Below are 13,988 nucleotides of genomic sequence, written 5' to 3'. Positions count from 1 at the left end.
GTATCGAGCGAGAAATAAACATAGGCAGTGCTTGCCGGAGGATGAGGTACAAATCGGGCTCCGCTCAACCATTCAGGTCTTGAAGTAAGCGCCGGTGGGTTCGTACCTCTTTCAGTACATCGCCAAACGTGTTGAGATTACGCGCCTTCAACGCAGGGATAATTTTAAGTATGGCGTCGGCTGTTGCGGTGGCGTCGCCAATGGCGGTATGGCGGGCTTCCTCGGAAATCGTGATGCCCAGTCGATGCGCCAGGGCATCAAGGCTATGGCTTTCGCTCTCGCCAAATAAAACTGCCGATAGCAGCACAGTATCGAGTATGGGATTGGAAAAGCGACAGCCGGTTTGAGCTTCATATTTTTTCAGGAAGCCCATATCGAATGGCGCATTGTGTGCTACCAAAACCGCGTTCTGGGCAAATTTGTGAAAGCGCTGGATGACAGTGGCGATATCCGGTGCATTGGCAACCATGGTGTCGGTAATGCCGTGCACCTTTGTGCTCGCGGCAGGTATGGTGCGCCTGGGGTTTACCAGCGTATCAAATACTTCATTTTGTATGCGCCGGCCGTTCACAATACGCACGGCCGCAATTTGCACAATATCGTCTTGTTCAGCACTTAGGCCGGTTGTTTCCGTATCGAACACAACATAGGTCAGTTCGTCTAACTGGGTGGCCGAGACTTCCGCATTACCGGCTTTTGAGAGCAGCCCGAAGTCGTATACAACCGCTCGTGGTATGGACGGTGGGCGGCGCTGAGCCAACCGCGCTTCACGCAGAAACAAATTTACCTGCGGCCCGGCGGCAGATGAATCAGCCAGCCAATAGGCGCCATGGATTGAAAGAATGCCTTTCACGGTCATATTTGCAAGCCCGACATCAACAGGCTCATCCGACAACCTATCCAGCTCGTGCTGTGCGAGCGGTTTTCCCTGCCATTCTATTTGCAGCTTCGCTCCGGCACCTGCGTGCGTAATAATGAGCTTGATTTGCTCTGCGGGGGACGGTAGGCGCTGTACCAGTAACGAGAGTACTGCAATGACTTGGAAACCATCGCAGCGCAATATGAGTTCGGTGCTGTCAATAGCAATCAGCAGGCCTTTGCTGCGCAGGGTTGCTTGCAGCGCAGCAGCGAGGTCGCTGGATCGGATCATGGATAATGGCCAATCACCGGGGCGATCGGTGTTGGCGCGAATGCTGTGGGCGGCAAGATCACCTGTTACATCTCTTATTGTCAGTACGTAACCGGGGTGGGGCTGTTGCCCATCTGTTTTGGAGTTGGGCGTTTCGTCGAGAAGGCGCATTCGTGCTGCGAGAACACGCCCTTCTTCGACGGTGGCACAAAGAATGTCCGATGCGGCTTCCGGGTCTTGCGTGCGCAGCAATCGTTCGTATGCGTGTTCTATGGACGAGGTGTAGAGATAATCGGAAACCGGTCGATTCAAGCCCGGTGGGATCCCGGTTTCAAGGCCCCCTAATAAGCTCATGACGTGACCGTTGTAAAACACAAGTTGATGTTCTGCAGAACAGATCATCACGCCGACAGGAACATCGCCTAAAAGTCGTTCCAACCTTGTTTTTTCAAGCGCCAGTTGTTCAGTTTCCCGCTTAACGGTTCGCTGCAGAATGGAGCGTGTGTCCAGGAAAGCGTGGGCCAGTTCCGTGGCCGCAATTTCAAGGTCGCCCAAGTAGGGGTTAGGAGCGGCGTTGGGAAACTGGGTGATTTGGCTGTGTGTGCCGGCACGGATCAAGCCGGTTAAGCGCTGTGCGCGTCGGGCGATATTTTCGTCTATCAGTAACCATACCCAAGTAATCAGACCGCTAATAACAAAACCGGCAATGACGCCACCGATGACAACGGCCTCCAGAATGTCGGGATCATTTGCCCGATGGTATCCATAAATCAACCCGCCGGCCAGGGCCGTAAGGCAGCCTGCAGCCAGCCCCGCAAATAACAGGGCCAGCCGGCGTCGGGGGCGGTACGAAGTTGCCATATGACGTTGCTGGGTTAAGTGGGCCGGGCTCTGTGTTCGCACGCTACCTCGAGCAATGCGGTATCGTTCTGGACCGGCTGCCACTGCGTTCCGGTAAGTGTCCCTTCGGCCGACAAACGGGCGGTTGCACTTAAATCGGCGCGTAGCCTTTTATTGCAATCGAAAGCAACGACGGCGGTGCGTGTTGCTTGCCATCTTTCAACCAGAAATATCTGAATTCGAACCAGTTCCGGGCGCATTTCCGATCGGCTGATGCCGGCGGTATCGACAGCAACAAAACGTGAAACGACAGGGGCGAGATAGGTCCAGGGCGCCCACGGCATTGAGCGTTCGCCTGTCCCTACGACGACGACGTGATCGGGTAGTGCGGATTGCATGCGATTAAACCAAGTGTACTCATTCCAAACGGAATAGGTGATGACTGAAGCGCCGATCGCGAAAGGCATGATCCAGCGCGGTAATTGGCGCCCTCTTCGGCGCAGGAGTCGCCCGAGAATAAAAACAATACAGGCGGCCAGTACGCCAATGGCCAGCATCGCGATGTAATCACCCAGCATGAAAAAGAAGTCTCCTGTGAATAGTTTGCCCGTATTGGTTTTATACCGGCATTCTGCGGCCTTGGCTAATAGCAGCTTGCATCGTTCTTACAACGACAAAAGCATCGCGCAAATGATGGCGTTGAAAATCAGGTAATTCAGAAAGGGATAGGTAGTTATCGGGTTTTTGCCCTGCCTGGATGAGGCGCATTTGGTTTTCCAATCGCAGCGTTGCAATTAAATCGTAGGCTGCAATCAGTTCCCTGGCCCCGGCGCTTGAAATCATACCGACTTGTTCGGCGGCTTGAAGGCGCGCACGTGTATTGATTTCCTTAAGTTGGCTTTGCAGCGCGTAAACCCGAGCCAGATCAGTGACTGGAATCACGCCGTTATGTTTCAGGTCGACCTGGTTGCCGCCGCGTGTTGTTCGAACCGTCGAGAAGCCTCGCAGCAACCCCAACGGCGGAGTATGTTTCAGGCTGTTGGCGACCATATGAGCCATAAAAATGGATTTTTTTGAAGCGGCTTCAAGCGTTTCGGCCTGCAGGTTTTGAAACAGCTCGTTCCGGCCTGCGATAGGGCGCAGATCGAACATAACAGAGGCCAGCATATGTGACTCAGGCGCATGGCGTTTCATCCAGGTCTCAAAGTAGTTTCGCCATGTGGATACCGGCTGTCGCCATCGCGAGTTGCTTGCCATCATGTCGCCCGGGCAGTAAACATAGCCGCACGCATTCAAGCCGTCGCAGACAAAGCGGGCGAGTTGTTCAAAGTACGGCATGTCCTCGGGCGTGACGCGGTCGTCCAGAAACAGGCAATTATCCTGGTCGGAAACACCGGTTTGTTCCTGCCGCCCTTGACTGCCACAGGCGAGCCATAGGTAAGGCACAGGGGGCGAACCCAATTGCTCCTCAGCCATCGCGAGTAAGCGTCGGGTAATGGCATCGGTAATATCGGTAATATGGCGAGTGACGATTTCGTGGCGCTGCTGGCCGGCCACCATTTGTACCAGCAAACGGGGTAGCGTCGAGGTGATGCCCACCATTTTCTCAATACTGCTTGCCTGGCTGATATCGTGAATGAGTAAGGCGCTACTGACGGCCTGGAAACGGGTTAGGTCGGTTTGCGTGATAATGCCCGAGAACTGATCCCGATCAATCACGGCAAGATGGCCGATGTTGTGCTCCATCATAGTGCGCAACACATCCGAGCCCAGTGCATTCGGTGATAGCGTGGGGGGGTTGGGTGTCATGACCTCGCGTACGGGAACCGAGGCATCCAGTGCCTGAGCGAGTACACGGAAGGTTAAGTCGCGAACCGTAATCATCCCCACCAGTTTCTGTGTGTCTGCCGTGACAACCGCCAGGCATGATATGTTCTGATCACGCATGGTTTGTGCGGCGTTGGCCGCAGTAGTTTCGGGTGTGCACGAGATGGCTTTGCGCGTGATTAAGTCTCTGACCCTCAGGGAGTTGAGGTCGCCGGGTTGGTGTCGTGCCCGTTCGCCGTAATAGAAGTAATGCGCTACGGCTGGAAACTGTTTGATAAGTTGATGCAGTGTCGCAGCGGGTATCAGTAACGTTACGGCGTCTGTCTTGGCACGGGCGGTGGTAGACGCCTTGCCGTCACGCAGTAGGCCGCGCTCGCCGAAGCTTTGCCTTTTTGCCAACTGAGACACGCGCTTTCCATCGCGATCACTGATATCAATGGTGCCCGAAACAATAATATGAAGGCCTTCAAGCGGCGCGTCGATTTTGTAAACAAACTCACCGCTTGAGTAATGAAGGATCGAAACTGTTTCGGCCAGGGCGCTCAGTTGACTGGCGGGCAAACCATTATAGGGAGCCACAGTTTCAAGAAATTCAACAGCTTCGGAACGCGACAAGACGGTTTGTACCATGGGCGGCTTGAAGAAAATGGGTACGCCGCAATGGCGTACCCTTCATGTGAAAAAGCCCGGGCAGGGAACCCCGCCCGGTTTGTCTCAGGTTAATGGTGTGTCGCGGCACCGGCTCCTTTCGGAACGCGGATTGATTCGACCAATTCCTGAACATGTTGTGGAGGTGCCGCAGTGGCCGACGAGACCAGATAAGCCACAACAAAGTTAACCAACGCACCCACCGCGCCGATCGACAGTGGCGATATGCCAAAGACATAGTTTGCGGCGGTATCCGGCAGGTTGTTGGTGCCGGGGATGAAGAACCAGCCTTTGTACACAAAGATATAAATGGCAGTGAACAGCAGGCCGATTAACATACCGGCAATGGCGCCTTGCTTATTGATGCGTTTCCAGAAGATACCCATCATGAGTGCAGGGAAGATGGTTGCCGCAGCCAGACCGAAGGCCAGCGCCACCACCTGGGCGGCGAAGCCCGGGGGGTTCAGCCCCAGCCAGGTCGCCAGGATAATGGCAAAGGTCATGGATATTCGGGCCGCCGTGAGCTCTCCTTTTTCCGTAATGTCGGGCTTAATGGACCCTTTGATCAAATCGTGAGAGATGGCTGACGAAATAGCAAGCAATAGCCCCGCCGCTGTTGAGAGTGCTGCAGCAAGCGCCCCGGCTGCCACCAACGCAATCACCCAGCCAGGTAGGCCCGCAATTTCGGGATTGGCCAAGACCATGATGTCGTTGTCGATTTTCACCAGTTCGTTGCCTTTCCAGCCACGCTCTTGAGCCATTTGCATAATGGGTGAGTCGGCCGGGGCTTTATCGTTGTAGTACTGGATTCGGCCGTCACCATTCTTATCTTCCATATCCAGCAGGCCGGTTGCCTCCCACGTGCGAATCCATGAAAGCTCGGGTTTGGTTTGAATGTCCTCCAGGGAAAGCGCGGGGCCGCTGGTGGCGGTGCTGGTAATGGCGGCCGGCCACATGGTGGTGGTTAGGTTCAGGCGAGCCATTGAGCCTACTGCGGGTGCTACGGTGTATAGCAAGGCAATGAATACCAGCGCCCAGCCTGCAGAGGAGCGGGCATCCGCCACTTTGGGTACGGTGAAGAAGCGGATAATGACGTGTGGTAAGCCCGCCGTGCCAATCATGAGCGAAAGCGTGAACAGGAACATGTTAAGCCGATTGGGCGTATCTGCCGTATAGGCGGTGAAGCCAAGCTCAGTGACCACCTCATTGAGTTTGGTTAATAGGCTGATATCCCCACCTGAAGGAGCATACCCACCGATAAAACCCAGTTGCGGAATAACGGTTCCGGTGAGATTCAGCGAGATAAAAAGTGCTGGTACCGTATACGCGATAATGAGCACGACATATTGCGCCACCTGGGTATAGGTAATGCCTTTCATTCCCCCGAATACCGCGTAAATAAATACGATTGCGGCACCGATATAAAGACCGACATCGGTGGAGACTTCCAGGAAACGAGAGAACGTAACCCCGACACCGCGCATTTGCCCGATCACGTAGGTAATGGAAATGACGATCAGGCAGATTACGGCCAGGACACGCGCCCCGTTTGAGTAGAAACGTTCACCAATGAATTCCGGGACAGTGAATTTGCCGAACTTTCGCAGATAGGGGGCAAGTAGCAGCGCCAGCAGCACATAACCGCCTGTCCACCCCATAAGAAAGGCAGATTGTGTGTAGCCGCCGGTAGGCGCCAGGGCGATAATACCCGCCATGGAAATGAACGAGGCGGCAGACATCCAGTCGGCCCCTGTGGCCATCCCATTGAGTACCGGGTGCACCCCCTGGCCGGCCGCGTAGAACTCGGAAGTTGAAGCCGCACGTGACCAGAAGGCGATACCGATATAAATGGCGAAGGTGACCCCGACAAATATCAGATTGAGGACAAATTGATCCATAGGGTTCCCCTTACTCTTCAACGCCGTGTTCGCGATCCAGGGAATTCATCAACTTCGCATAAACGAAGATCAGTATGATGAATACGTAGATCGAACCGTTCTGAGCCATCCAGAACCCGAAGTCTGCTCCGCCTACCGAGATGCCCATTAGGGCGGGGCGCAGAATAATACCAAGACCGAAAGAGCAAATGAACCAGATAATGAGTGAAATCAAGATAATGCGGAGATTTGCCTTCCAATAGGCTTCAGAGGATGTTTTGTCCACCATAAATAACTCCTTGTCGTTGTCTCCATGAGGCACACTTATCCCACGTGCGTCTCCCCCAATGAACAGCGACCCGGGCTTGCAGAGACCGGGTGGCCGTATACGAAACAACCCCGCACTGCGGCGGGGTTGAAAGTATCCTTTGGTATAGCAGATGTTCAAGAGCGTGAATCGCAGGGCTGACAAAACCCCTTGCGGTTAGCGTTACCGCTTGTTTGCAACAGAACAACCTTGCGCAGGTTTGACTTCTGTAAGCCATTACGGCCCTCCCTTGTGGGCGCATCTTCGGCACGACACATGCCGGGATGCCGGAATCTTGTTATTTGTTATTGCTTCTTATTTGTTTTTTTGGATTCTATACCGGTTTATCCGATTTGTATAAGGTTTCTTGATACCGTGTCAATCGGGGTAAAAACGAGCGTGGTTGAAATACGTCGTTGGGTGCTTGCACCGGTAAATGCAATGGAGAAAGCCCGAAGGCTTGAGACTAGGAAAAACAGGGTGGTGCGTCCAGCCGGAATCGAACCGGCACGCCCTATGGGCGAGAGATTTTAAGTCTCTTGCGTCTACCAATTCCGCCATGGACGCGAAGCCCCAAATTATGACATAAATTCGCGTGTCTGGCATGGCAAGATCAATCAGCTGTCAACGCTAAATAGAAATGTCCGCTTTTGTGCAAAGTAGAAATGTCCTGTTTAAGGGGCTATTTGTCCCCGAGGGTTGGGCTCTGTGGATATCCATCTTTTCCAGGGATGGGTATCGGGTGCAGGCCGTCTGTTGAGTTCACGTCGGTCGATTTTATGCGTCACGACGTCATTTAATTGTTTTGCATCCACCGGGGGTAGTTTGTTGGATTTGGGCCCCATTTCAAAGGGCAGTGATGCGTTTTTATACAAGAGCGTCAGTTGCCCGTCCGGCTGCTCCAGAATCTGCACACGCTTGCCGGCCAACTGACGCTGCTGACCCGGTGCCTGGATCTGTAGCAGCTTGCCGTTGAACTGGCAGGTCAGTGCACGCGACAGGATGCGTTCATAATGCAGACTACAGGCTTGCACCAGCGCTTCAGGGCGGCTCAGGTAAGGCACATGGGCATCCTGCATGTTATGCGCGGCCACGGCAAAGCGTTGGTTATGCCCACGGCGAAACGCTTCTAACCAGGCATTGGCCTGTTGCATGCCGTTAATGCCCGCCAGGCGCATCTCTTTAACCAACCGGTCTTGCAGCGTCTGATTGGCGCGCTCGACCCGCCCCTTGGCCTGCGGGCTGCTCGCCTGTATGGCCTCGATGCCCAGCCGCTGCAGGGCCTGATTAAAACGCGTGGGTTTAACGTGCTCCTGTTGACCGTGATTGGTCACAAAAATGCTATGGCGATCACTGTACAGACAGGCCGGTAGACCATGCGCCAGAATGTATTGTTGCAAGACGCTTAAATAGTCACGGGTCGTTTCCTGCTCAACAAAGCGCAGCGCCATCAGCTCACTGGTGGCATCATCGATGAACACCAACAGCGTGCAGCGCGGTGCACGCCCCTCAAACCAGTCGTGCGGCGAGCCATCGATTTGAATCAACTCACCCCGGCAGGTGCGTCGCTCACGCATCGGATGAATGGGCTTGTTGCGCCGCCGTTTGGGATGCCACAGCCCGGCCTGGGTCATGAGTTGACGGGTATGTTCTACCGACAGCGCAATGCCGTGACGCTCAAGCAGCTTCTCGCTGGCCAGCGTGGGACCAAAATCCGCATAATAAGCCCCCACCAACTGCCGGGCCTGATCCAGCACTGTTTGCGGGGTACGCCGGTTCGAGGGGCGCCCGCGCAAACAGTGCACTAACCCCCGGGCACCTTGCCGCTCATAGCGTGTAAGCAAACGGCGCACCTGGCGCGTACTCAAACCCAGTTCCAGTCCCGCCTGGACTTGACTCAAATGCCCACTCCTAACCCGTTCAAGTACACCAAGACGGTGCGTGTCGCGTTCGCTCATCGTGATCATCCTGTGCCCCTGCTCGTTTGTCCGCCAACCGGACATTTCTATTTAGCAGATACAGGACATTCTCACGTTGCACTGACAGGCAAGATCAATCAGCAAGATCAATCAGCGCAGATGCAGCGTGCATTCTTTTCGCCAAGTTTTCGTTGACGGTGTGATGAGCGCCGCTCTATATTCAATAATCTTTTTCGGACGATGGGTAGGGCAGGAGAACAATGGCTAATTTCGAGGCACCTGTTCGTAAACGGAAGGGGGCATTTTCCTCTCCGGTCTTTACCGCCCGGCGTTCGCGAGCGGTTTGGTCGCCACGTTCCCGGGTCTCCACCATCACCTTGGTTTATGCCATGGTGTCCATCGTCTGGATTTATTTCTCAGATTATGCATTGCTCAGTCTTGCCTTGGATCAGGAAACTTTGGCCCGGTGGAGTGTTTTCAAAGGGTTGGCGTTCGTCGCGGTAACGTCGGCACTGCTCTTTTGGCTAATGTGGAAGGCGTTTGGTGCGCTGGAGCAGGCCTATGCTGCACTGCGCGAGCTAAATGGATCGCTTGAGGAAAAGGTGTCGGGGCGCACTCATGAATTGGAGAATGCCCTAAACAGGGCGCGCGACGCAGACCGTTTAAAGTCGGCTTTTCTGGCAACCATGTCACACGAATTACGAACGCCGTTGAATTCTATTATTGGGTTTACCGGCATCGTTTTACAGGGTATGGCCGGGCCGCTCACTCCCGAGCAGCAACGCCAGTTAGGCATGGTGCGCGGGAGTGCGCGGCACTTGCTTGATCTGATTAACGATGTGCTCGATTTATCGAAAATTGAAGCAGGTCAACTTCAAGTACGTGCTGAGGCCTTCGATATCTCGGATTCGGCTCACAAAGTAGTCGGTTTGGTTCAGCCGCTGGCGGAACAAAAAGGTTTGCGTTTGCAGGTGGAAATTGCACCCGATGTCGGCAGTATGTATAGCGATCGTCGTCGGGTGGAACAAATTCTTATTAATCTATTAAACAATGCAATTAAATTTACAGACGAAGGCGGCGCTGTTATTCAATTAACCTTGGATCCGGCGTTTCATGTAAACGCACAGGCACCGCCATGCCAAGCCCTTCGTATTCAGGTTCGTGACACCGGAATAGGTATCAAGCCTGAAGATATCGGTACGCTGTTTCACCCATTTAGTCAGGTCGATAACGGGCTCACGCGGGCGCACGAAGGTACCGGTCTGGGTCTGGCAATTTGCTCGCGACTCGTTAAGTTGCTTGGAGGAACGATTACGGTACGCAGTGTGTGGTCGGAAGGTACCATTTTCACAGTGACGCTACCGCTGGAGATGTCATGACGTTATTGCCGTTACGGATACTGATTATTGAAGATAACGAACAAAACCGGTATTTGCTGACTTTTCTTCTGGAAAAGCGCGGTCATACGGTGCAATCGGCGATTGACGGGGCATCGGGGATACGCAAGGCCCAGCAGTGGCAGCCCGATCTTATTTTGCTCGATATTCAGCTCCCGACCATGCATGGCTATGATGTCGCCGCAGAGCTTCGTCGCCACGCGTCAACGGCTCACATTCCCATTGTGGCGGTCACGTCATATGCAATGCCGGGCGACCGTGAGCGGGCGATTGAGTCTGGGTGTGACGGTTATGTTGAAAAGCCGATCGACCCGGATACATTTGTGATACAGGTTGAAGCGTATTGCGGCAGCGCGGAATCAGGAGGCCGACGTGGTTCAGGCTCTGGTTGTTGACGACAAAGAAGATAATGTTTATTACCTGCGTGTGCTGCTTGAGGCGGTTGGGCATCAGGTGATGGCGGCCCCCAACGGTGTGGTGGCACTTGAAAAGGCGCAAGCAGCGCCTCCCGACATTATTATTTCTGATTTGCTGATGCCGCAAATGGACGGTTATGCATTGCTGCAGGCCTGGAAAAGTGATCCTATTTTGCAGTCCATTCCTTTTATTGTTTACACCGCAACGTATACCGAACCCGAGGATGAAAAGCTGGCCCGTGATCTTGGCTGCGACGAGTTTTTGCTGAAACCCACTGAGCCCGATGTTTTTTTGTCGGTTATGAATGAAGTGCTTGGGCGTGGATTTGTGACTCGGCCGTCTGATCAGGCCGTGTTGGCGCGCTATGGAAATGAACCGTTATTCAAGTTGTATAGTCACACCCTGGTGCGCAAACTTGAAGAGAAATCAACCGAACTTGAGCGTGTGAACAGGGTGTTACGGCAGGATATAGAACGGCGGGAGCGCGCGGAAGCCGCACTGCGTGAAAGTGAGGAACGCTTTCGCTTGCTTGCCGAAGCAACAACCGACGTGGCCTGGGATTGGGACATAGCCACCAACCGTTACTGGGTCAGTGCGGGATGGTTTCCGGTTCTGGGGCATCCTGTGCCCGCCGCCGATCAATTAGGCTCATTGTGGCGCGAATTGTTGCATCCGGATGACCGTATTCGGGTACTTGATTCACTTGAGCAAGATTTACAGTCGGATGTGCAGATCCGGTTCGTTAAGTACCGGTTGCGGCATGGTAACGGGCATTGGCTGCATGTTGATGATCGCTCGCACATTCTTCGAGACGAGAGCGGCAGAGCGAAACGGGTGGTTGGAGGCTTCACCGACCGAACCCGGCAAATAAGGCTGGAAGAGCAAATACAACGAACACAACGATTGGAGTCGCTTGGCCAATTAACTGGTGGAGTGGCGCACGACTTCAACAATCTTTTAACCGTTATCTTGGGCAATGCCCAGTTATTATCGGAAGAAATACAGCGCGATCCACGTTTGATTACGCTGGTGAACATGGTTCTGCAGGCGGCTGAAAAAGGGGCGGAGCTCACGCGTCATTTGCTTGCGGTCGCCCGCCGTCAACCGCTTGAACCGGAGCGTCTGGACGCTGAAAAAGTGGTGCGAGGTATGTTGCCGCTGCTAAAAAATGTACTGGGTACGCGAATTCGCATCAATCTTGATTTCCCTGCAGACCTGCCGCCAATTCTTGTCGATGCAGGACAACTGGATAACGCCTTGTTGAATTTGGCCGTTAACGCCCGTGATGCGATGGTTGAGGGCGGCTGTTTTAATATTTCAGCCAGCTCAATACGGGTTGATAACGAAAGCAATGAAGTGGTAATTGATTCGAATCTGGCGCCGGGGAGCTATGTTGCCTTATCGGTGGCGGATACCGGCGCCGGCATTGCTGCAGACGACTTGCCCCACGTATTTGAACCCTTCTTTACAACCAAGGCTGAAGGGCAGGGCTCGGGTCTTGGGTTGGCGATGGTCTTTGGTTTTACGCTTCAGTCGGGAGGCCATGTTAGTGTTGAATCGGAACCAGGGCAAGGGGCGAAATTCACGCTTTATTTACCGTGTGCTCAGGGTGGTTCAACATCCGGCAAAGCAGCTTCAACCTTGACTCAAGTTGCGCAAAAAGCCAAAGGAACGGTGGTGGTGGTTGAAGACGATCCCGATGTTCGGGCGTATGTTGAAAATGCATTGAAATCGGCGGGCTATCATGTTTGCCCGGCTCAAACACCTGAACAGGCGCTTGAGCTTTTACGGGCGGGGCAAGTGTGTGATTTATTGTTCACCGATATTTTGATGCCCGGCATGAACGGGCGCGAACTGGTTAAACGCGCGCGTGCGTTAAGGCCTGAGTTGGAAGTGTTGTACACCACGGGTTATGCAGGGCACGAAATACATGCTTCGCTAGGCCAGGCCGATCTGGACGACGATGTTTTGCATAAGCCCTACCGTCGCGAAAAGCTGGTGGCGGCGGTAGGGTTGGCAATGCGTGGCTAGTTCTCTTGCTGTTTAGTCCAGTTGCCTTGTTGGTAACGGTCAAGATAGTTCACGGTAAAGCCCGTTATTGTGCCATTTTCGGTGTGGAACTTAACCGATGAAATAGAGCCGGCGGGTTCGTTTTCACTGAACGGCTTCATGGCAAAGGTATTGCCGTCCCAATGAGTTAAAGGATAGACCTGTGGCGTCGGACCCAAAGTGATTTGCAGTTTGCCCTCGTTTAATTGAATGCGCGCCGGGCCGAAATAGTTGTTGTTGAATAGGCCGGTGTATTGATTCAGGGGCAAAGCTGCTTTGGGTTCCGTGGGTGGTGCTTTACCGACTAAATCACCAACAGGGTCGAACATGCCCGATAAAACATGGTTGTAGCCTGCATACCAGTCACGTCTGGCTTCACCGTAAGAGACAAGGTCGATAAACTCCGCTGCAATTGCTTCGGCCGCGCCTACCGGGCTGGCATTCGTTAAAACAATAATGCCAAGATCGGCCGATGGCACTATACGAAAATGGGTGCCAGTACCCAGCAGGAACGCGCCCGAATGGTTTATTGTCGTGCGTCCATTCGCTTCGATTCCGTAGTCGAATCCAAAGCCGTAAGCGCTGGGGCGTGATATATCGGTTGCCACTTGATTGGTGATGGTTTGAATACTCATGGCAGGAACCAGCGCTTCTTGTGATGCAATGGTTTTCCCTTCGAATTTGCCATTGGCCAACAAAAATTTCAGCCATTGCGACATATCTTTGATGTTGGACGAAACACCGCCTGCAGGGGCTTGCGCATTGGGGTTACGTTCATATAGTGGCTTGAAATCACCCTTGGTTAAAGCATGCAAGGATGCACGGTTCCGGCGCGCCAGGTAGTCTTCATATCTTGCACTTGATGCGGTCATACCCAAAGGCAGGAACAAGTCCTTTTCCAATAAAGCTTCGTAGGGTTGGCCGGCCGCTGCGGCAACGGCCTGCCCGGCTGTTGTCGTACCGAAATTGGCGTACGCGTAAGAAGACCTGAACGGGTTCAGGTCAAGCAGGTGTAATTTTCCAAGGATGTAGTCGCGGTCGTACCCCAAGTCTTCCAGTGCGTCGCCCGCAGCGAACGGCAGGCCGGTACGGTGCGCCATAAAGTCGCCAATGGTTGCGTTTTGAGTGACGTAGGCGTCTTTTAGTTGAAACTTGGGTAAATGCTGAACAACGGGATCGGCCCAGCTTACCCTCCCTTGCGTTATCTGCGTGGCAATAAGAGAGGCTGTTAATGACTTCGACAAAGAGGCAAGCATGAAGACAGTATCTTCATCCACAGGTTCAGCTTTGCCAACCTCGCGAACTCCAAAACCCTGGCGAAACACAACCTGGTTGTTGTGCACGACCGCGACGGCCAGCCCGGGTATGCCGCTGCGCTCCATAATGCGTTTAACAATTTCGGGTAATGCAGCAATCGCCTGACCTGGGTCTGGTTGTGCCATGGCGACCACATCATCGCTGGGTGACGCACCCAGGATCAGGTCAGGGGGGGTGGCCATGGCCGGGGCCGTGACCCCAGCCATGATACTTATTGTTGCAAAAGCGAATGGACGAAAAACGCGGCAGAGTTTTTGCATG

At 53.7% G+C, this 13,988-nt stretch carries 10 protein-coding genes and 1 tRNA gene; 3 read left to right on the top strand and 8 right to left on the bottom strand.

Features of this window, described 5'->3' with window-relative positions:
• Positions 1-64 precede the first annotated feature (64 nt).
• From CJO09_RS03040 to CJO09_RS03010, 7 genes are all read right to left on the bottom strand, one after another.
• Positions 65-1,990, bottom strand: coding sequence for a 3'-5' exonuclease (locus CJO09_RS03040; protein WP_119441010.1), 1,926 nt, complete (start codon positions 1,988-1,990; stop codon positions 65-67).
• A gap of 14 nt (positions 1,991-2,004) precedes the next feature.
• Positions 2,005-2,547, bottom strand: coding sequence for a hypothetical protein (locus CJO09_RS03035; RefSeq protein ID WP_119441009.1), 543 nt, complete (start codon positions 2,545-2,547; stop codon positions 2,005-2,007).
• 40 nt (positions 2,548-2,587) lie between these two features.
• Positions 2,588-4,426, bottom strand: coding sequence for a DUF294 nucleotidyltransferase-like domain-containing protein (locus CJO09_RS03030; RefSeq protein ID WP_114419901.1), 1,839 nt, complete (start codon positions 4,424-4,426; stop codon positions 2,588-2,590).
• 89 nt (positions 4,427-4,515) lie between these two features.
• Entirely contained in the window at positions 4,516-6,342 is a 1,827-nt protein-coding gene (locus tag CJO09_RS03025; protein WP_114419899.1) for a sodium:solute symporter family protein, read from the bottom strand.
• 10 nt (positions 6,343-6,352) lie between these two features.
• Positions 6,353-6,610 carry a DUF4212 domain-containing protein gene (locus tag CJO09_RS03020; RefSeq protein ID WP_119441008.1) on the bottom strand — a complete coding sequence of 86 codons (258 nt, stop codon included), beginning with the start codon at positions 6,608-6,610 and terminating at the stop codon, positions 6,353-6,355.
• A gap of 499 nt (positions 6,611-7,109) precedes the next feature.
• Positions 7,110-7,195 (bottom strand) — tRNA-Leu (locus CJO09_RS03015).
• Positions 7,196-7,302: 107 nt separating this feature from the next.
• Complete coding sequence (locus CJO09_RS03010) at positions 7,303-8,586, bottom strand: ISNCY family transposase (RefSeq protein WP_119441363.1); 1,284 nt, start codon at positions 8,584-8,586, stop codon at positions 7,303-7,305.
• A 221-nt stretch (positions 8,587-8,807) separates the two neighbouring features.
• Between CJO09_RS03010 and CJO09_RS03005 the strand changes: the two genes are divergently transcribed.
• Genes CJO09_RS03005 through CJO09_RS02995 form a run of 3 tightly spaced genes read left to right on the top strand, consistent with a single transcriptional unit; the run spans position 8,808 to position 12,392 of the window.
• A complete protein-coding gene (locus tag CJO09_RS03005; protein ID WP_119441007.1) occupies positions 8,808-9,926 on the top strand; it encodes a sensor histidine kinase in 1,119 nt (372 codons plus the stop codon).
• Positions 9,923-10,339 (top strand): response regulator, encoded by a 417-nt coding sequence (locus CJO09_RS03000; RefSeq protein ID WP_233758633.1) that lies wholly within the window; start codon positions 9,923-9,925, stop codon positions 10,337-10,339. The genes CJO09_RS03005 and CJO09_RS03000 overlap by 4 nt, the downstream gene beginning before the upstream one ends.
• Positions 10,317-12,392 (top strand): hybrid sensor histidine kinase/response regulator, encoded by a 2,076-nt coding sequence (locus tag CJO09_RS02995; RefSeq protein ID WP_158582699.1) that lies wholly within the window; start codon positions 10,317-10,319, stop codon positions 12,390-12,392. Before CJO09_RS03000 ends, CJO09_RS02995 begins: the two co-directional genes overlap by 23 nt.
• Here the strand turns inward: CJO09_RS02995 and CJO09_RS02990 are convergent.
• A complete protein-coding gene (locus CJO09_RS02990; protein WP_218961020.1) occupies positions 12,389-13,909 on the bottom strand; it encodes a serine hydrolase in 1,521 nt (506 codons plus the stop codon). The genes CJO09_RS02995 and CJO09_RS02990 overlap by 4 nt on opposite strands.
• Positions 13,910-13,988 lie beyond the last annotated feature (79 nt).

This window comes from Neopusillimonas maritima (genome assembly GCF_003576595.1).
GTDB classification, from domain to species: domain Bacteria; phylum Pseudomonadota; class Gammaproteobacteria; order Burkholderiales; family Burkholderiaceae_B; genus Neopusillimonas; species Neopusillimonas maritima.
The sequence above is the reverse complement of the archived record's forward strand: the minus strand, read 5'-3'. Positions and strand labels throughout refer to the sequence as shown.